The organism is Achromobacter sp. Marseille-Q4954 (assembly GCF_943737025.1).
Lineage (GTDB): Bacteria > Pseudomonadota > Gammaproteobacteria > Burkholderiales > Burkholderiaceae_B > Achromobacter > Achromobacter bronchisepticus_A.
Genome location: NZ_CALSFQ010000001.1, coordinates 3,605,823 through 3,624,841, shown reverse-complemented (window position 1 = coordinate 3,624,841; position 19,019 = coordinate 3,605,823). Strand labels below are relative to the sequence as shown.

19 protein-coding genes are annotated in these 19,019 nt (G+C 65.1%); 10 read left to right on the top strand and 9 right to left on the bottom strand.

The features are described from left to right. Window positions 1-40 precede the first annotated feature (40 nt). Window positions 41-1,018, bottom strand: coding sequence for an alpha/beta fold hydrolase (locus NGK62_RS16985; RefSeq protein ID WP_251879270.1), 978 nt, complete (start codon window positions 1,016-1,018; stop codon window positions 41-43). A gap of 72 nt (window positions 1,019-1,090) precedes the next feature. Between NGK62_RS16985 and NGK62_RS16980 the strand changes: the two genes are divergently transcribed. After that, the gene (locus NGK62_RS16980) at window positions 1,091-1,516 is read left to right on the top strand and encodes an RrF2 family transcriptional regulator (protein WP_059371409.1); all 426 of its coding nucleotides are present in this window, start codon (window positions 1,091-1,093) and stop codon (window positions 1,514-1,516) included. A 26-nt stretch (window positions 1,517-1,542) separates the two neighbouring features. Here the strand turns inward: NGK62_RS16980 and NGK62_RS16975 are convergent, their stop codons facing one another. Together NGK62_RS16975 and NGK62_RS16970 are read right to left on the bottom strand one after the other, a co-directional pair. Beyond that, the gene (locus tag NGK62_RS16975; protein WP_251879268.1) at window positions 1,543-2,526 is read right to left on the bottom strand and encodes a Bug family tripartite tricarboxylate transporter substrate binding protein; all 984 of its coding nucleotides are present in this window, start codon (window positions 2,524-2,526) and stop codon (window positions 1,543-1,545) included. A 386-nt stretch (window positions 2,527-2,912) separates the two neighbouring features. Beyond that, entirely contained in the window at window positions 2,913-3,269 is a 357-nt protein-coding gene (locus NGK62_RS16970; protein WP_118931344.1) for a hypothetical protein, read from the bottom strand. A gap of 321 nt (window positions 3,270-3,590) precedes the next feature. Here NGK62_RS16970 and groES point away from each other — a divergent pair, with 321 nt between their 5' ends. From groES to NGK62_RS16955, 3 genes are all read left to right on the top strand, one after another. Beyond that, on the top strand, window positions 3,591-3,878 hold the full coding sequence (groES, locus tag NGK62_RS16965) for a co-chaperone GroES (protein ID WP_006221616.1): 288 nt from the start codon (window positions 3,591-3,593) through the stop codon (window positions 3,876-3,878). Window positions 3,879-3,915: 37 nt separating this feature from the next. Further along, window positions 3,916-5,556: a chaperonin GroEL gene (gene groL / locus NGK62_RS16960; RefSeq protein ID WP_054451905.1), complete on the top strand. Its 1,641-nt coding sequence runs from the start codon at window positions 3,916-3,918 to the stop codon at window positions 5,554-5,556. Window positions 5,557-5,755: 199 nt separating this feature from the next. After that, on the top strand, window positions 5,756-6,673 hold the full coding sequence (locus NGK62_RS16955; protein ID WP_059371386.1) for a YihY/virulence factor BrkB family protein: 918 nt from the start codon (window positions 5,756-5,758) through the stop codon (window positions 6,671-6,673). A gap of 11 nt (window positions 6,674-6,684) precedes the next feature. On the opposite strand, the gene NGK62_RS16950 is transcribed toward NGK62_RS16955, so the two are convergent. Together NGK62_RS16950 and NGK62_RS16945 are read right to left on the bottom strand one after the other, a co-directional pair. Further along, on the bottom strand, window positions 6,685-7,179 hold the full coding sequence (locus NGK62_RS16950) for a MarR family winged helix-turn-helix transcriptional regulator (RefSeq protein ID WP_251879266.1): 495 nt from the start codon (window positions 7,177-7,179) through the stop codon (window positions 6,685-6,687). 82 nt (window positions 7,180-7,261) lie between these two features. Beyond that, window positions 7,262-8,098: a helix-turn-helix domain-containing protein gene (locus NGK62_RS16945; RefSeq protein WP_251879264.1), complete on the bottom strand. Its 837-nt coding sequence runs from the start codon at window positions 8,096-8,098 to the stop codon at window positions 7,262-7,264. A 148-nt stretch (window positions 8,099-8,246) separates the two neighbouring features. Here NGK62_RS16945 and NGK62_RS16940 point away from each other — a divergent pair, with 148 nt between their 5' ends. The 6 genes from NGK62_RS16940 (at window position 8,247) to NGK62_RS16915 (ending at window position 13,515) form a co-directional block, all read left to right on the top strand. After that, a complete protein-coding gene (locus NGK62_RS16940; protein WP_251879262.1) occupies window positions 8,247-8,801 on the top strand; it encodes a GNAT family N-acetyltransferase in 555 nt (184 codons plus the stop codon). 78 nt (window positions 8,802-8,879) lie between these two features. Continuing rightward, window positions 8,880-10,337, top strand: coding sequence for a 2-hydroxymuconic semialdehyde dehydrogenase (locus tag NGK62_RS16935; RefSeq protein WP_251879260.1), 1,458 nt, complete (start codon window positions 8,880-8,882; stop codon window positions 10,335-10,337). 25 nt (window positions 10,338-10,362) lie between these two features. After that, entirely contained in the window at window positions 10,363-10,800 is a 438-nt protein-coding gene (locus tag NGK62_RS16930) for a RidA family protein (protein WP_251879258.1), read from the top strand. A 6-nt stretch (window positions 10,801-10,806) separates the two neighbouring features. Further along, complete coding sequence (locus NGK62_RS16925; RefSeq protein ID WP_251879256.1) at window positions 10,807-11,754, top strand: LysR family transcriptional regulator; 948 nt, start codon at window positions 10,807-10,809, stop codon at window positions 11,752-11,754. 139 nt (window positions 11,755-11,893) lie between these two features. Continuing rightward, window positions 11,894-12,445: a 3-hydroxyanthranilate 3,4-dioxygenase gene (locus NGK62_RS16920; protein WP_059371381.1), complete on the top strand. Its 552-nt coding sequence runs from the start codon at window positions 11,894-11,896 to the stop codon at window positions 12,443-12,445. A 68-nt stretch (window positions 12,446-12,513) separates the two neighbouring features. Beyond that, window positions 12,514-13,515: an amidohydrolase family protein gene (locus tag NGK62_RS16915; RefSeq protein ID WP_059371380.1), complete on the top strand. Its 1,002-nt coding sequence runs from the start codon at window positions 12,514-12,516 to the stop codon at window positions 13,513-13,515. A gap of 28 nt (window positions 13,516-13,543) precedes the next feature. Here NGK62_RS16915 and NGK62_RS16910 read toward each other — a convergent pair whose 3' ends face one another. The 4 genes from NGK62_RS16910 to NGK62_RS16895 are packed head-to-tail and all read right to left on the bottom strand — an operon-like array spanning window position 13,544 to window position 19,008. Next, a complete protein-coding gene (locus NGK62_RS16910; protein ID WP_251879254.1) occupies window positions 13,544-14,608 on the bottom strand; it encodes an Ldh family oxidoreductase in 1,065 nt (354 codons plus the stop codon). Between the two features lie 40 nt (window positions 14,609-14,648). Then, a complete protein-coding gene (locus NGK62_RS16905; RefSeq protein ID WP_251879252.1) occupies window positions 14,649-16,211 on the bottom strand; it encodes a mannitol dehydrogenase family protein in 1,563 nt (520 codons plus the stop codon). 3 nt (window positions 16,212-16,214) lie between these two features. Then, window positions 16,215-17,426, bottom strand: coding sequence for a D-mannonate dehydratase ManD (manD, locus tag NGK62_RS16900; RefSeq protein ID WP_251879250.1), 1,212 nt, complete (start codon window positions 17,424-17,426; stop codon window positions 16,215-16,217). Between the two features lie 46 nt (window positions 17,427-17,472). After that, window positions 17,473-19,008, bottom strand: coding sequence for a UxaA family hydrolase (locus NGK62_RS16895; protein WP_251879248.1), 1,536 nt, complete (start codon window positions 19,006-19,008; stop codon window positions 17,473-17,475). Window positions 19,009-19,019 lie beyond the last annotated feature (11 nt).

Sequence of the window (19,019 nt, the reverse complement as noted above, 5' to 3'; positions counted from 1 at the left end):
GCGCGAAGCGATGGTCCTAATGCCGGGTCCTTCGCGCCCGTCAAAGACTCCTCAGGAAATCGACGAGCGCCTTGTTGACTGCCTCGGGGGCTTCCTGTTGCAGCCAATGCCCCGCACCGGGAATGACTTCAGCAGCGCGCAGCTGGGGAACGAGGGCCGGCATGGCCGCGATGATCTGGTCCATGCCGGGAATCGCCAGGCCAGTATCCCTTTCCCCTACGAGATAAAGCGCAGGCACATCCACCGTCTTTCCCTCGAAGGCCCCCTGCAGCGCCCAATTGCGGTCCAGATTCCGGTAATAGTTGAGGCCGCCACGAAACCCGCTGGCGGTGTAGCTTTGGACAAAGGCAGCCAGATCCGACGGAGTTAGCCAGGCCGGCAACGTCTGGGGGACCGGCAGCGAATCGAGCAGGCCACGGCCAGCGGCTACCATGCCAAACGGATTGGGCGTAGCGGGGTCGTCACGCGGCCCGGCGTCGCCCGATGCCGCGAAGTAGATGGCGCGAAGGGTTGCGCTGATGTCGCGCTCGAACTCCTCTTCAGCAATTCCCGGCTCGTTGAAGTAATGCGTGTAAAACGCGGCGGACTCGGTCTTGGGGAAGAGGCGGCTGGGCGCAGCCGGCGCTCTGCGCATCATGGGAACGCCCAGGGCGACGACGGCCCGGAAGCGGTCCGGACGCAGTTGGGCTGCCTGCCATGCAATGCTGGCCCCCCAATCGCTCCCCACGATCACTGCGTCATCGGCCCCCTCGCTTTCGATAAGCGCGACAAGATCGCCAATGACATCCAAGGTCGTGAACGCCGCCACATCCGCCGGGCTGTCGCTGGCGCCATAACCGCGCAAATCCGGGGCCACGGCGCGGAATCCCGCCCGGGCCAGGACAGGAAGCTGGTGGCGCCAGGCATAAGCGGTCTCCGGGAAACCGTGGAACAGCAAGACGAGGGGGCCTACGCCCTGGGCCGTGACATTGAGCGTGATGCCGTTGACGGTCACAGCGCGTGTTTCAAGGTCGGTCATCGGGGAAGCTCTCAGGAAGTATCCAGTGCAGCTATAATACCGTAACACTTGTAGTTACGGTAAATCGATCCCATGGCCAATGACACCCGTCTTGCCCGCCTGCTGCACGTCTTGATCCACATGCATTTGCGCGGCGGCACGACCACTTCTGGAACGCTGGCCCAGATGCTGCATACGAATGAGGTGGTGGTGCGCCGATCCATGGCGGCGCTGCGCACCGCCGGCATGGTGACCTCCACGGGCGGGCGCAACGGCGGCTGGGTACTGGCCAGGGGACTGGAAACCATCACCGCGCGCGACGTCCATGAAGCCATCGCCCACGGCACGGTCTTTGCCATCGGGCCAGCCGACGACAATCCTGCTTGCCCCGTCGAACGGGCAGCGAACCAGTTGGTGGCGGATTCCCTGCGCGAAGGCGAGCATGCCTTGCTGCAACGCCTGGGCGCGGTATCGCTTGCCGAGCTCGCCGCGGAGATTGCGGCGCGCGAGGAAGGATGACGCCCGAGCTTTTATCGCTGTTCCAGCTACTGTTCCTTCAGCCCCAACGACTTCATCAGCGGGGCGAACAATTTCTTTTCGTCCTGCACGCGCGCAGCATAGTCGGCCACGCTCAGCGGTAGCGCCTCGGCGCCCGCATCGAGAAAGCGCGCCTGGATCTCCGGCCGCGCAAGCACCTTGTTGATTTCGGCGTTCATGCGATCGACCACATCATCGCGGGTGCCCGCGGCGGCATACATGCCGAACAGGCTGTCCGCGAAAACGCCGTCGATGCCGACCTCGGAAAAGGTTCGTATGTCGGGCGCCACGGCGGCGCGTTGCCGGCTCGCCACCGCCAGTACCTTCAGCTTGCCCGCTTGCACCATGGGAAAGACCGTGGCGGGTCCAAACGCGAAGTCGATCTGACCCGCTGCCAGGTCTTGTATCGCTGGCGCCACGCCGCGATACGGCGCATGGGTGGCCTGCATGCCAGTGGCCTGCTTGAGCAGCTCGCCAGCCAGATGCGGCGTCGTGCCGTTTCCGGCCGAACCGTAATTGAGAGGATCGGGCCGCTTGCGCGCGTATGCCACGAACTCTTCGAGCGTATCGACGCCAAGCGAGGACCGGACAAACAGGAACAACTGGCTATTGGCCAGCAAGGCAACCGGCCGCAGGTCCCGCTGCGGATCGAACGGCATGCTGGCGAACATCACTGGATTGACCGATTCGGTCGTCGATGGATTGAGCAGGAAGGTATGGTTGTCTCCACCATTGCGCACCACCTCGGCTCCCGCCACGTTGCCGCCCGCACCGCCGCGATTCTCCACGATAACGGTCTGCTTCAAGGCCTCGGCCAAGTGCGGCTGCACTGTGCGCGCCAGCACGTCGACCAGCCCTCCGGGCGCCAGCCCCACGACCAGGCGCACGGGCTTGACGGGCCAGGCCGGAGATGGCGTTTGCGCATGGCTGGCCGTCGCCCAGCCAGTCAACGCCAGCATCATCATGGCCAGACAACGTCTACGCAACAGCATGCGATTCTCCTTTTGGGGGCTCACCCCGTGATCCCGCGCACGGTGCGTCATGCCGCACCACGGTGAACCGCCTCGATGCCTCATCGCGGCGGCCCTGTATCTGCCGCTCATTCTTCACAAAAGTTTAAGCATAAAGAATTCCGGATAACCCTAATTTGCCGGCGACAAGCGCGGCTCGTGGGCCCGGCTTTAGTCCGAACAAAAAAAACGGGATGACTCCAATTCGAGCCTCCCGTTCATATTGCAAGGTCTGTCGTCAAGCGGATTGGCAGCGCGGGTCGCGCCCAAGAAACGGCGGCTTCCCAAGCTTCAGGCGAAGATTCGATTCCCGAAGGTTCGATTCCTGAAGGTTCGATTCCCTTTACCCGCTCCAATCCCTCTCTTGATTACGCCACCTCCCACAACGCCGCTGTCAGCCCCAGCAACAGCAGGATCGCCGACGCGATGAACCATCGCACGGTTTTGCGGTATTCATTCTCGGCTTCATCCTCCAAACGCAAGGCGCGGTAAAGAGCTATTACCTGCAGCAGGCTGGCGAGCAACAAGCACACGCCCGGCAGCACGGACAGCGCGCTCCAATCGCCCGGCGCGTCGAAGCCCCAGTAGCGCAGGAAACCCAGCGAAAAGCCCAGCAATACCGTGATGGCCGTAATCAATCCAGCCCGAAAGCCCTGAGGCAGGTCGCGTGGCCTGTGGCTGCGGGTCCGTACCAAGTCGTCGTCCGGCGCTTCCGGTGTCGTCATTGAGATACTCCGCACTGAGTACGCTACGGCCCGCCCGCTACCGGTTCATGTGGGAGGGAAACTGACCTCCTGCCGTCACGCGGGGCCAGGTTGAATTGATTATGGCTGATATCGCAGCGCACTGGGACGGCCGAAGTCGGCAAGCTCAATGAACCTGACGCCTTGCGCCTTCGCTACCCGCAAATATGTAACAGCCGCGCCCTCCCCCCTTGAACCCTAGAACATCATCCCTATAATTAGCACTCGACACCGGTGAGTGCTAACAAGCGTTCCCGGGCCTAACCGATCATTTCCTTCTCTTTTTTGCAACAGGAGTTCCTCATGGCCTTGCGTCCCCTGGGCGATCGCGTGATCGTCAAACGCCTCGAAAACGAGCGCAAGACTGCATCGGGCATCGTTATCCCCGACAGCGCCGCTGAAAAGCCCGATCAGGGTGAAGTCGTGGCCGTCGGCCCCGGCAAGAAGACCGAAGACGGCAAGATCCTGCCGGTCGACCTGAAGGCTGGCGACAAGGTGCTGTTCGGCAAGTACGCCGGCCAGTCCGTGAAGGTTGACGGCGAAGAGCTGCTCGTCATCCGCGAGGACGAAATCCTCGCCGTGGTCCAGTAAACCCCGCCTCAAACGAATTTTCGAAGGAAGCTAAGAAATGGCTGCCAAGCAAGTATTGTTCGGTGACGACGCCCGCGTGCGCATCGTCCGCGGCGTGAATGTTCTCGCCAACGCTGTCAAGACCACCCTGGGCCCCAAGGGTCGCAACGTCGTGCTGGAGCGCTCGTTCGGCGCCCCTACCGTGACCAAGGACGGCGTGTCCGTCGCCAAGGAAATCGAACTGAAGGACAAGTTCGAGAACATCGGCGCCCAGCTGGTCAAGGACGTTGCCTCCAAGACCTCCGACAACGCCGGTGACGGCACCACCACCGCCACCGTGCTGGCCCAGGCCATCGTCATGGAAGGCCTGAAGTACGTTGCCGCCGGTTTCAACCCGATCGACCTGAAGCGCGGCATCGACAAGGCTGTCGCCGCCGCCGTCGCCGAACTGAAGAAGCAATCCAAGCCGGTCACGACCAGCAAGGAAATCGCCCAGGTCGGTTCCATTTCGGCCAACAGCGACACCTCCATCGGCCAGATCATCGCTGACGCGATGGACAAGGTCGGCAAGGAAGGCGTCATCACCGTCGAAGACGGCAAGTCGCTGGAAAACGAGCTGGACGTCGTCGAAGGCATGCAATTCGACCGCGGCTACCTGTCGCCCTACTTCATCAACAACCCGGACAAGCAAGTTGCCGCTCTGGAAGATCCGTTTGTCCTGATTTTCGACAAGAAGATCAGCAACATCCGCGACCTGCTGCCCGTGCTGGAACAAGTTGCCAAGTCGAGCCGTCCGCTGCTGATCATCGCTGAAGACGTCGAAGGCGAAGCCCTGGCCACCCTGGTTGTGAACAACATCCGCGGCATCCTGAAGACGACCGCCGTCAAGGCTCCTGGCTTCGGCGACCGCCGCAAGGCCATGCTGGAAGACATCGCCATCCTGACGGGCGGCACGGTGATCTCCGAAGAAACCGGCATGTCGCTGGAAAAGGCCGGCCTGGCTGAACTGGGCCAAGCCAAGCGCATCGAAGTGGGCAAGGAAAACACGACCATCATCGACGGCGCTGGCGACAGCAAGTCGATCGAAGCTCGCGTCAAGCAAATCCGCGTCCAGATCGAAGAAGCCACGTCCGACTACGACCGTGAAAAGCTGCAAGAACGCGTGGCCAAGCTGGCCGGCGGCGTTGCCGTGATTCGCGTTGGCGCTGCCACCGAAGTCGAAATGAAGGAAAAGAAGGCTCGCGTCGAAGACGCCCTGCACGCCACCCGCGCTGCAGTGGAAGAAGGCGTTGTGGCTGGCGGCGGCGTTGCTCTGCTGCGCGCCAAGCAAGCCATCGCTGACCTGAAGGGCGACACGCCTGACCAGAACGCCGGCATCAAGCTGATCCTGCGTGCTGTGGAAGAGCCGCTGCGCACCATCGTCACCAACGCCGGCGAAGAAGCCAGCGTGGTCGTCAACACCGTGCTGAACGGCAAGGGCAACTACGGCTACAACGCCGCGACCGGCGAGTACACCGACCTGGTCGAGCAAGGCGTGCTGGATCCCACCAAGGTGACCCGCACCGCCCTGCAGAACGCCGCTTCCGTCGCCAGCCTGCTGCTGACCGCCGAAGCTGCCGTGGTCGAACTGGCCGAAGACAAGCCCGCTGCTCCGGCCATGCCCGGCGGCATGGGCGGCATGGGCGGCATGGACTTCTAAGTCCCGCCATCCTTGCAAGGCCTCCCCGGCTCCGGCCGGGGAATGCAGTATCCCGAAAAACCCCCGGTCCTTCGCCCCGGGGGTTTTTCTTTTTCCGCAACGCGGCCTCGCCAAAGAACACGTTTGCGCACAATCTGCGGGTTTCGCCGCAGCGCATGCGTCCCTACAATGAAGGCTCTCCCAGAACGAGCCGAGTCCCATGCGTTTGCCCCCGACCCTGTTGCGCGCCCTGCGTCCGTCCGAAATCGGCGGGCTGTTGATGGACTCGGCCAAACAGTGGTCCACCCATCGCGCGTCCAGCAAGGGCGCGGCGCTGGCGCTGTACATGGTGTTTTCGCTGGCGCCCATGCTGATCCTGGTGATCGCGGTGGCGGGCGCGTTTTTCGGCGAAGATGCGGTGCGCTCGGAGCTGTTCTCGCAGCTGCGCGACCTGACCGGCGAGCGCGGCGCGGAAGTCATCCAGACGGTGCTGGCCAGCGCCCATGAATCGGGCAAGGGCTGGATCGCCGCGCTGATCTCGATTTTCGTGCTGATCTTCAGCGCCACCACGGCCTTCGCGGAACTGAAGGCCAGCCTGGACGAACTGTGGGAGGTCTCCGCGAACCAGAAAAGCGGGCTGCACAGCATGGTCCGCAGCCGCATGCTGTCGTTCGGCCTGGTGCTGGTGCTGGCGCTGTTCCTCTTGATATCGCTGACGGTGAACGCCGCGCTTGGGGCCGCGCGCGGCTATTACGGCGATCTATGGACGGCTTCGTCCTTCGCCCTGGTGGCGGAGTGGATCTCCAGCCTGTTTTCCTTCTCCATCGTGGTGGCGCTGTTTGCGGTCATCTACAAGCTGCTGCCCAGCGCGAAGATCTCGTGGCCGGACGTGATCCCGGGCGCCATCGTGACCGCGGCGCTGTTCCTGGTGGGCAAGTGGGGCATCGGCGTCTACCTCAGCCGGGGCGCGGCGGTGTCCGCCTATGGCGCGGCGGGATCGCTGATCGCGCTGTTGTTGTGGATCTACTATTCGGCGCAGATCTTTTTCTTCGGCGCGGTATTCACGCGCCAGTTCGCGCTGCGCTTCGGCCGGAAAAGCGCGCCCGCGGCGGAATCGACGCCCGCAGCGGACGCCTGAACCCGACGCTCTCAGGCGGCGTCGTCCTGCGGCTCCAAGCCCGCCATCAGGCGCAGGCATTTCAAGAAGACCGGCCGCAGATCTTCTGGGATGGGCGCCAGCACCTCCGCCTCCACGGCGGCATCCTGCGGCAGGATGCGCGCCAACAGGGCAATGCCCTCTTCCGTGATCTCCAGCGCATAGGCGCGCCCATCCTGGGCCGAACGCTTGCGGCGCACGTAGCCCTTTTTGGTCATGCGCGCGATCATTTCAGCGAAGGAATTGCGGTCCAGCGCGATAAGTTCGGCGATGCGGTTCTGGGTCGCGCCCGGATTCTGGTAGACGGTGATCAGCAACGCCTTCTGGCGCGGGGTCAGGTCTTCGTCGGGAAAGGCCCGGGCAAACAGGGCTTCGGCGCGGAAGTGGGCCCGGCGCAGCAGATGCGATGCAACCTGGGTCAGGTCGAATGCCTGCAGGGCCTGGGCTGCGGCCTGCTTGGCGGGGATACGTCGGGATGCAGCAGTCATCGGGCTTCCAAGGAATGGGTGTCAGCGGTCATGACATGGCGCCGCAATGCCATAAGATAGCTCACGCCCCTTTCAGACTTCATCATGTCCTGCCTTTCCGGTAGTCGGTCAACCCCACGCCGGTATGGCGCTTGAAGAACTTGCCCAAATAGGAGGCGTCAGCGAAATGCAGCTCCTCCGCAATCTGCTGCACGGATTTCCTGGGCTGGGTAAGGCGCTTTTTTATCTCCAGCACGACCTGCCTGTCGATCAGCGTTTTGGGCGCGTCGTTGAAGAATCTCTTGCTCAACTGCGACAGGTAGTACGGAGTGATGTGCAGCAGCCCTGCATAGAATGCCACGCCGCGCTGTTGCACGCAGTGCTGCGAGATCAGTTCCCAGAATTTCCAGCAGACCGCTTCCGATCTGCTGAAGTCATTCCTCATGCCGGCCCCAAGGCCGTCTATCTTTTCACAGATCCACAAGAACAGGTTCTGGACATGGTTGACGATCATGGTCCGCTGGTAGGTGACGCACTGCTCATGGATTAGCGCCGCCTGGCCTTCCCAGGCCTTTGAATACTGCGGCGACAGCTTTTCGGCAGCGAAGAACGGCGAACGGCTCAAGAAGGAAAACAGGCTGTTGGGCAGGGCGTGCGCAATCTCCGCAGCGATGGACCGGTTCATCAAATAGCAGGCGCATGAATAGTCATCCGACTTGCGTTTGATGAGCGCGATGGAATCTTCCGCCAAGACCAGCAGATCGTTTTTCTTCATCCGGTGCGGCTTGAAGTTCACTTCCCACTCGGCGCTGCCCTCGCGGCAGATCAACACCACCACATACGCCAACGCCAAGGGGTGACCCACCTGTGCGTCGAAGCTATTGAGGCCGATGGCCAGGTCTTCGATGCCTGTATCCGAGAGTTGAGAGAGTGTTTTCATTTACGCTTAAATATTAAATCTTCACCCATGAATTTCCGCAATTTTGTTTTCAAAATTACCTAATCTACTCAACTCTGTCTATTATCAGTTGCACCCTCGGATCCTAGAATTGCAGCTGCTGTTTTCATTGCTGAAAGGAAGGGAAATCATGCTGCGCACCGAACGCCTCATCTTGCGGCCCTGGCACACCGACGACGCGCCGAGCCTGTTTGAGTATGCATGCGACGAACGGATCGGCCCCGCCGCGGGCTGGCCTGCTCATACAAGCGTCGAACATAGCCGGGAGATCATCCAGACGGTTTTTTCGCGGCCACTGGCCTATGCCTTGACAAAGAAGGAAGACAACACCGCCATAGGCCTGGTGGCGTTGCTCATGGGGAAGGACAGCAATTTCGACATTGCCGACGACGAAGCCGAAATCGCGTATTGGATCGGCGTACCGTTCTGGGGCCAGGGGTTGATTCCTGAAGCCGTCAGGGCACTGATGCGCCACGCGTTTGAAACGTTGAACTTCAACGCGCTATGGTGCGGCTATTTCGCCGACAACGAAAAATCGCGCAAAGCCCAGGAAAAGTGCGGCTTCAAGCACCATCACACCGAGGAGAACAAGTTCAATCAGTTCATGAACGACTACCGGACGGAGCATGTCAGCCGCATCGGCAAGGAAGAATGGCAGGCGCTGACGGCTTCGGAATCGCATTGACTTGAGACGGGGCGCTGTCTATGATCCAAAATATAGTACGTATACGTATTTATTTTGCATCCCGACCTGGCCCTGGACATGACGATCCGACAATTGCGCAACTACATCGACGGCCGCTTTGAAGACGGCGCGTCCACCTTCGACAAGCACAGCCCGGTGGACGGGCGCCTGATCGCCCAGGTCCACGAAGCCAGCCGCGATCAGGTCGACCGCGCGGTGGCGGCGGCGCACCGCGCCCTGCCCGCCTGGGCGGGACTGCCGGTAGCCGAGCGCACCGACCATCTGCTGGCGCTGGCCGACGGCATCGCGCGACGCTTCGACGATTTCCTGCAGGCCGAGATCGGCGACACCGGCAAGCCGGTGGGCTGGGCCGGCAAGATCGACATTCCGCGCGGCGCGGCCAATTTCCGCGCCTTCGCGGAACTGGCTCGCACGCTGGACATGGAAAGCTACATGACGGACACGCCGGATGGCCGCCAGGCGCTGAACTACGCCTACCGCAAGCCGCTGGGCGTGGTGGGCGTGATTTCACCCTGGAACCTGCCGCTGCTGTTGCTGACCTGGAAGGTGGCGCCGGCGCTGGCGTTCGGCAATACGGTGATCATGAAGCCGTCCGAAGTCACGCCTTCCACGGCCACGCTGCTGGCCGAAGTCGCGCATGAAGCCGGGCTGCCGGCCGGCGTGCTGAATCTTGCGCATGGTTTCGGCCCGGACTCGGCGGGCGAATTCATGACCACGCATCCGGATATCGACGGCATTACCTTCACCGGCGAATCCGCCACGGGCGCGGCCATCATGCGGGCGGTGGCGCCAGGCGTGAAGCCGGTGTCCTTCGAGCTGGGCGGCAAGAACGCGGCGCTGGTGTTCGCCGATGCGGATTTCGACGCCGCGGTGGACGGCGTGACGCAATCGGTGTTCGCCAATTGCGGCCAGGTCTGCCTGTGCACCGAGCGCGTCTACGTAGAACGCCCGATCTACGAACGCTTCGTCGCCGCGCTGGCGGCGCGCGCCGACGCCTTGCGCATCGGCTGGCCGATGGATCCGGCCACCGAGATGGGACCGCTGGTGTCGCGCGAGCATCGCGAGAAGGTGCTGTCGTACTTCGCCCTGGCGCGCGAGGAAGGCGCGACGGTGGTGGCCGGCGGCGGCGTGCCGGTATTCGGCGACGCGCGCGATGAAGGCGCCTACGTGCAGCCCACGATCTGGACCGGCCTGCCCGAGACCGCCCGCTGCATCAAGGAGGAAGTCTTCGGCCCGGTCTGCCACGTGGCGCCCTTCGACACAGAAGAAGAAGCCATCCGCCTGGCCAACGACACGCGCTACGGCCTGGCCGCGGCCGTCTGGACGCAGAATCTTACGCGCGGCCACCGCGTGGCGCAGGCCATGAAGGTTGGCCTGGCCTGGGTCAACTGCTGGTTCCTGCGCGACCTGCGCACGCCGTTCGGCGGCAGCGGCCTCTCGGGCATCGGCCGCGAAGGCGGCCGCCATTCGCTGCATTTCTATACCGAACCGACCAATGTCTGCATTAAGCTCTGACCCACCCCACGCAAAGGAAGATGCGATGAACCCACCCCAGCCCGGCGTCAGCGCCACCGTCGTCGCAGGCAAGGCCACGCCGCGCGGCAAGTATCCGCACATCAAGCGCGCCGGCGATTTCCTGTATGTCTCCGGCACCAGCTCGCGCCTGCCCGACAACCGCATCGCGGGCGCCGAGGTCGATGCGATGGGCACCGCCACGCTGGACATCCGGGCGCAGACGCGCGCCGTCATCGAAAACATCCGCGACATCCTGGCAACGGCCGATGCGACGCTGGCCGACGTGGTCGAGATCAGCACCTTCCTCGTCAACATGAACGATTTCGGCGGCTACAACCAGGTGTATGGCGAGTACTTCGACTTCGACGGCCCGGCCCGCACCACCGTCGCCGTGCATCAGCTGCCGCATCCGCAGCTGCTGATCGAGATCAAGGCGGTGGCCTACAAGCCGCAGGCGCGCTAGCGGCGCATGTCGGACTTCCGCATTACGCCCAACGCGCTCAGCCGCAAGCTGAAGCTGCACCAGTTGCAGGTGTTCGAGCGCGTGCTGGCGTGCCGTTCACTGTCGCGCGCCGCCAGCGAATTGCATCTGACCCAGCCCACCGTCACCAAGGCCATCCACGAACTGGAGACCTTCTTCGGCGCGTCCTTGTTCGACCGCTCCAACCGCGGCGTGACGCCGACGGAGCTGGCCGTGGTGCTGGGCCGCCGGGTCCAGGCCATGATGGCCGAGATCCGCTACATGGCCGACGACATCGATGCGGTGCTGGGCGGGGCCAGCGGCCATGTGGTGGTGGGCACGCTCATCGCCGCGTCGGCCAAGCTGTTGCCCGAGGCGATTGCGCGCCTGATGACTGCGCACCCCGGCATCCAGGTCAGCGTGCGCGAAGGGCCGACCTCCCAGCTGCTGCCAGCGCTGGCCACGGGCGATCTGGACATCGTGGTTGGCCGCTTGCCCGGCGCCGACATGGCATCGATCTCCGGCGTGGCGGTGGACCACCACAAGCTGTACCGGGAAGAGCTGTGCCTGGTGGCCCGCGCCGCCCATCCCCTGGCCGGCGCGCCGCCCGCGCCGCTGGCCGCGCTGACCGATCACATCTGGATCCTGCGCGCCTCGATCGAGCGCAGCTTCCTGGACGCCGGCCTGCGCCTGCCGGCCAGGCATGTCGAATCGCTATCGCTCCTGACCAACATCGGCGTGCTCATGCACAGCGACGCGCTGGCGCTGCTGCCTTATGACGCGGCGGCGCCGTTCCTTGCGACGGGCATGCTGGCCCGCCTGCCCACCGACGCCTTCGGCGCATTCGGCGACGTGGGTTACTCGGTGCGTGCGGACCGCCCGCTGACGCCGGCCTGCCAGCGCCTGGTGGACCATCTGAAGCAGATCGCGGCGCAGCGCGCTGAAACCGTCGGCTGACAGGTGGATCAGGGTTATCCCGCCATAGACAAGCCGCATACCCAACGGCGTAATTTCTATTGTGCAGGCCCGCAAGGTCCCGCCTAGACTGCGGGCTATGGGGCAGCCCCGGTCCGCCCCCAGACTTCCGGAGATCCGCATGCCTGCCTATGGCCCGCCGTTGAATTTCCAGCGCTGGATAGACGACCACGCGCATCTGCTCAAGCCGCCGGTCGGCAACCAGCAGATCTGGCAGGACGCCGACTTCATCGTCACCGTGGTCGGCGGCCCGAACCACCGCACCGACTACCACGACGACCCGCTGGAAGAGTTCTTCTACCAGCTGCGCGGCAACGCCTGGCTGTCGCTGTGGGTGGACGGCAAGCCCGAACGCGTGGACCTGAAGGAAGGCGACATCTTCCTGCTGCCGCCGCACGTGCGGCATTCGCCGCAACGTCCGGAGACCGACAGCGCCTGCCTGGTCATCGAACGCCAGCGCCCGGAAGGCCTGCTGGACGGCTTCGAGTGGTATTGCCCGCAATGCCGCAGCCTGGTGCACCGCGTGGAGGTGCAGCTCAAGAGCATCGTGACCGACCTGCCGCCGCTGTTCCAGGCCTTTTATTCCAGCACCGAGAAACGCACCTGTCCCAGTTGCGGCGAGATCCATCCAGGCAAGGGGCATGCGCCGTCCACGCAGGCGGCTCCGGCCTAGAGGCCATTTCAGCCAGCCCGATCTCGCGGCACGCCGCCGCACGCCCGACCGACTTTTTTCTTTCGCACATGACCCAGAAAATCGATATGCACGCGCACTTCTTCCCGCCGATCACCCGGCAGGAAGCGGCGGCGCTGGACCCCGTCAACGCGCCCTGGCTGCGTCTGGACGGCGGCGGCTCGACCGGCCAGATCATGGCGGGCGAACGCCCGTTCCGCCCGGTGGACGCCACCTTGTGGGACCCGGCCCTGCGCCTGCAGCAGATGGACCGCAACGGCGTGGACCTGCAGATCCTGTGCGCGACGCCCATCATGTTCGGCTATTCCTATCCCGCCCAGGCAGCGGCCGACTGGGCCGCCCGCATGAACGACCTGGCGCTGGAGCATTGCGCCCACGCGCCGGCGCGCCTGAAGGCGCTGGCGCAAGTGCCGCTGCAGGATCTGGAGCTGGCCTGCAAGGAAGCGTCGCGCGCCCGCGCCGCCGGCCACCTGGGCGTGCAGATCGGCAACCACGTCGGCCCGCGCGACCTGGACGACGAGACCCTGGTGCAGTTCCTGATCCACTGCGCCAACAACCACATCCCGGTGCTGGTGCATCCCTGGGACATGATGACCGACGGCCGCATGAAGAAATGGATGCTGCCGTGGCTGGTCGCCATGCCCGCCGAAACCCAGCTGGGCATCCTGTCGCTGATCCTGTCCGGCGCGTTCGAACGCATCCCGCGCAGCCTGAAGCTCTGTTTCGCGCACGGCGGCGGCAGCTTCGCCTTCCTGCTGGGCCGCGTGGACAATGCCTGGCGCCATCGCGACATCATCCGCCAGGACTGTCCGCAGCTGCCCTCTTCCTACACCGACCGCTTCTACACCGACAGCGCAGTGTTCGACCCGCGCGCGCTGCGCCTGCTGATCGACGTGATGGGCGAAGACCGGGTGCTGCTGGGTTCCGACTATCCCTATCCGCTGGGCGAGCAGGAAGTGGGCAAGCTGGTGACGCACGCCGGCCTGCCGCCGGAAGTGCAGCAGAAGATTCTGAGCCGCAACACGATGGAATTCTTCGGTCTGGTCCCCTGACGCTTCTTGCGTAGCGGGACGGCTGCGATCAGGCCTGGGCCTCCGCCGGCGTGAACGGCGGCGGAGCAAGCCCCAACCTGGCGCTCCATTCGGCCATTTCAGCCTTCAAGGCCGGCGGCACCGGAATCCCCGCGGCCTGGCGCTGCGCCTGCGAGGCCAGTTCCGGATCGCCCGGCATGCGTGGCGATCCGGGCTGTCCCGCCAGTTCGGCCGCCATGCCCGCCGCCACGGCGGCCAACGCCGCGCCGCCCGCAAACCGGGCGGGATCGATGACGATGAAGAACGCCCCGAGTTCGCGCGGACGATCCAGCTGCTCGTACATGGGACCGATGTGCGGTCCATGGGGATTGCCGTTGAGCGGCCCGCACAAGAGTTCGACCATCATCGCCAGGCCGTAGCCCTTGTGGCCATAGTCGCCGCCCAGCGGCGACAAGGCGCGGACACGCTCCGCGTCGGTCACGTTCCGCCCCTCGGCATCCAGCGCCACGCCAGCGGGCAGTTCGGCGCCGTCGCGACGCGCGTTCATGACCCGGTTCCACGGGATTGAAGTCGTCGCCATGTCCAGGCACAGGGGCTCGCCATCCTGCCTGGGGAAAGCGAAGGAAATGGGATTGGTGCCGAAATACGGTTGCCGGCCGCCGAACGGCGCGGCAATGGCGTCGGAATGCGTGTAGGCCATGCCGATCAGCCCTTGCCGGGCGGCCGCGCGCGTGTACAGGCCGATGGCCCCGCAATGCGACGAATCGCTGACGCCGACCGCGCCCACGCCCGCCTCGCGCGCCAGCGCCATGGCCGTCTGGCTGGCGCGGTGCGCCACCACGATGCCGTGGCCCCTGCCGCCATGCACCTGCGCGGTTGCCGGCCCGCTCTGTTCGATACGGATTTGCGGCCGCGCCAGGATCGAGCCATGGACGACGCGGTTCAGATAGTGCGGCAGCCGCGCGATGCCATGGGAATCAATGCCCCACAAACTGGTCTGTGCCAGGCTGGATGCCAGGCAGCGGGCATCGTCTTCGTTGAAATCCAGACGCCTCAAGCACGCCTCGCCCCATTGCTGCCACTGCGCCGCGTCCACGCATTCCCGCCTTGCCATGCTGTGCTCCTTGTGGATGCCGGCGGCGCGCCGCCAGCGGTCAAGCGGCCGGCACGGGCTGCACGGAGCCTTGCTGGGCCGCGTCCCGCTCCAGCGCCTCCAGCGCGCCCAGCACGCCGAGCGTCCGCAGACGTTCCAGCTGCAGGGCCAGCGCCTCGACAAATACGGGCTTGCTGCCCAGGTCGCCGAAAACAGGCCGGAATCCCGCCATCACCGTGGCGCGCCGATGCGCTGCCTGGGACGGAGCCGAAGCCGTTGCGGCGACCTCGGCGCGCGCCAGCAGTTTGGCAAGCGCGCCTGCCAGCGGATCCTGGATGGCATAGGCGTTGCCCTGCTCGTCGTATCCGCGCAAGTAATGCAGCCAGGCGGCCACGGACATCGCCAGCCGGTTGAAATCGTCGCCCCGCTGTTTGCGGTCGCGGATGGCGGCGAGCAGGCGCTGCGGCACCTTCTGCGAACCATCCATCGCGACCTGCCGGGTGAGGTGCGGCAGCGCCGGATTGGACACGCGCGCCAGGAAGCGCTGGCGATATTCATCCAACCCCGACTCCGGAACGCCGCGCAGCGTGGGCGCGAGTTCCAGCCGCATCATGTCGTCGACGTAGCGGCGCAACACCGGCGTGGCGGCGGCCTCGCTATTGGTGCGCAGGCCCAGCATCGAACCCAGGTAGGCGAATGCGGAATGCGGCGCGTTGACCATGCGCAGCTTGAGGCGCTCGTAGGGCGCCGCGTTGCGTACGAAGCTCGCGCCGGCCGCGTCCCAGGCGGGCCGGCCGGCGGCGAACTTGTCCTCGATGACCCAGTTCAGGAAGGGTTCTCCCACCACCGGCCAGGCGTCCTCGAATCCCAGGCGCTGCGCCACGCGCGCGCGGTCTTCGTCCTGCGTGCCCGGCACGATGCGGTCCACCATGGAATTCGGAAAGGTGCAGTGGTTGTCGATCCATGCGGTCAGGCCCACGTCGACCCGCAATGCGAAGGCCAGCACCAGGCTGCGCAGCGTGTCGCCGTTGGCGTGCAGGTTGTCGCAAGACAGCAGCGTGACGGGAGGCAGGCTGCGTTCGCGCCGCAGCGCCAGGCCGTACACCAGCATGCCGATGGTGCTGCGCGGCCTGACCGGATGCGCGAGGTCGTGCACGATGTCCGGGTCGTCCCAACACAAGTGGCCGGTGGACGGTTCGTGGCTGTAGCCCTTCTCGGTGACGGTCAGGCTGACGATGCGGGTCTGGGCGGAGGCAATGCGCTCCAGCACCGCCTGGGGATCTTCCTCGGCCACCACCACCCGCAGCACCGACCCGATCACCCGCAGCTGTTCCCGCAACTGCCCGTCCGCGTCGGCGTCGCGCAGCGCCAGGGTGTACAGGCCGTCCTGCGGCGTCAGCGCGTCGCGCGTGGCCGGGCTGCGCAGCGAAACGCCCACGATGCCCCAACTCAGGTCCCCGCTGGCGGCCATGGCCAGGTCCGTCACCGCCGCCTGATGGGCGCGGTGGAAAGCGCCTATGCCCAGATGCACGATGCCGGGCGTGACCCGGCTGCGGTCATAAGCGGGACATTCCACATCCTCGGGCAGATGCGCAAGGGACTCCGAGTTCAAGCGTTCGAGCATGGATTACCAGTGCCATAGTGCGCCGTCATGCGCCTGCCGGTTGACCGGCAGGTAAGCGCGTTGGTAGGGATATCTGGCGGCGAGCTTTTCGTCGATGTCGACACCATGGCCCGGCGCGTCGCCAGGGTATAGCATGCCTTGGTTGAAGCTGTAAGCATGGGGAAACACCGCGTCCGTTTCGTCCGTGTGCCGCATGTACTCCTGGATGCCGAAATTCGGCACCCACAGGTCGAAGTGCAGCGCCGCGCCCATGCAGGCCGGCGACAGGTCGGTGGCGCCATGGCAGCCGGTCCGCACCTGATAGAGCGCGGCCAGATCGGCGATGCGGCGCAGATGCGTGATGCCGCCCGCATGCACCACCGTGGCGCGGATGTAGTCGATCAGCTGGTTCTCGATCAGGTCCTTGCAATCCCAGATGGTGTTGAAGACTTCGCCCACCGCGATCGGCGTGACCGTGTGCTGGCGGATCAGGCGGAAGGCTTCCTGGTTTTCCGCGGGCGTTGCGTCCTCCATCCAGAACAGGCGGTAAGGCTCCAGCGACTTGCCCAGGCGGCCGGCCTCGATGGGCGTGAGCCGGTGATGCACATCATGCAGCAGGTGGGTGTCCCAGCCCACCGCATCGCGCACCCGCTGGAACAGGCGCGGCGCGTGGTCCAGGTATTTTTCCGTGGACCAGTCATGTTCTGACGGCAGCGAGCCGTCGGCGGGTTCGTAGAACATGCGGCCGCGCCCCACCCCGTAGACCGAGTTCAGGCCCGGCACCCCGCTTTGCGCGCGGATGGCCAGGTAGCCCATTTCGCGGTAGCGCAGCACCTCGTCCACGGTTTCGTCGATGTCGCGGCCATTGGCGTGGCCGTAGACCATGACACCCGAGCGGCTCTTGCCGCCCAGCAGCTGGTACAGCGGCATGTTGGCGGCCTTGGCCTTGATGTCCCACAAGGCCGTGTCCACGGCAGCGATGGCGGACATGGTGACCGGACCGCGCCGCCAATATGCGCCGCAGTACAGGTACTGCCAGATATCCTCGATCTGCTGCGGATCGCGGCCGATCAGGCAGGGAATCACGTGCTCGGTCAGGTAGGCCGCCACGGCCAGTTCGCGGCCGTTGAGCGTGGCATCGCCGATGCCGTACAGGCCTTCATCGGTTTCGATCTTCAAGGTGACGAAGTTGCGGCCGGGGCTGCAAACGATGACGCGCGCTTGGGTAATCTTCATGGATGGTCCCGTGGAATGCTGGAAACTCCCGGACGGCGCCGGGCGCCTACATCACCGCGCCCAGTTGCCAGGGCACGAACTCGTTCTGGCCGTAGCCATGTTCCTCGCTGCGCGTGCGCCGGCCCGAGGCCGTTTCCAGCATCAGACGGAATATGCGCTCACCCATCCCGGCCACGCTTTGCGCGCCGTCAACCACTTCGCCGCAATTGATGTCGATATCGTCGGACTGCCGCTGCCACAGCGCCGTGTTGGTCGACAGCTTCAAGGACGGCGCGGGCGCACAGCCATAGGCCGAGCCGCGGCCGGTGGTGAAGCAGATCAGGTTGGCCCCGCCCGCAACCTGGCCGGTGGCGGACACCGGGTCGTAGCCCGGCGTATCCATGAACACCAGCCCGCGCGCGCGCACGGTTTCGGCGTATTCATACACGTCGGCCAGGCGGGTCGTGCCGCTCTTGGCGATGGCGCCCAGGGACTTTTCCAGGATGGTGGTCAGCCCGCCGGCCTTGTTGCCAGCCGAGGGGTTGTTGTCCATTTCCGCGTCGTTGCGGGCGCAGTACTCCTCCCACCAGCGCAGCCTGGCGAGCAGCTTGGCCGCGACTTCGGGCGTGGCGGCGCGCCGGGTCAGCAGGTGCTCGCCGCCGTAGATCTCCGGCGTCTCCGACAGGATGGCGCTGCCGCCATGGCGTACCAGCAGGTCCACCGCGGCGCCCAGCGCCGGGTTGGCGCTGATGCCCGAATAGCCGTCGGACCCGCCGCATTGCAGGCCCACGGTCAGCAGGCTTGCAGGCACGGGCTGGCGCTGGACGCGGTCGGCCTGCGCCAGCATGGCGCGCACCAGTTCGATGCCATGCTCCACGGTCTTGCGCGTGCCGCCGGTCTCCTGGATGTTGAAGGTATGCAGCAAGCCGCTCTCGCGCAGTCCTTCCTGCTCCATCAGGCCGCCGATCTGGTTGGTTTCGCAACCCAGGCCCAGCACCAGCAGGCCCGCGAAATTGGGATGCCTGGCGTAGCCGCCCAGCGTGCGGCGCAAAAGGCGCAGAGGCTCGCCCTCGCTGCCCGTGGCGCAGCCGGCGCCATGCGTCAGCGCCACCACCCCGTCCACGTTGGGATAGGCGGCCAGCGCTTCCGGATGGATGTCGCGGCGGAAATGGTCGGCAATGGCGCGCGCGGCGGTAGCCGAACAGTTCACGCTGGTGAGGATGCCGATGTAGTTGCGCGTGGCAACGCGACCGTCGGCGCGCACGATGCCGTCGAACTGCGCGGGCGCGTCGACGTAGTCGGTGGCGCGCGCGTCGGCGCCCACGGCGTAATCGCGCTCGAAGTCGGAGAACTCCAGGTTATGCGTATGGACATGCGCGCCAGGCGCGATGTCGCAGCGCGCCACGCCGATGATCTGGTTGTAGCGCCGCACCGGCTCGCCTGCGGCGATGGCGCAGGTCGCCACCTTGTGCCCTGGCGGCACCAGGCCGCGCACGACGACGTCTTCGCCGGCCAGGCGCGTGCCGCCGGCCAGCTGGCGTCTGGCGATCACCACATTGTCCGCCGGGTGGATGCGTATGACCGCGGTATCGGATTCAGACATGAATGCCTCCT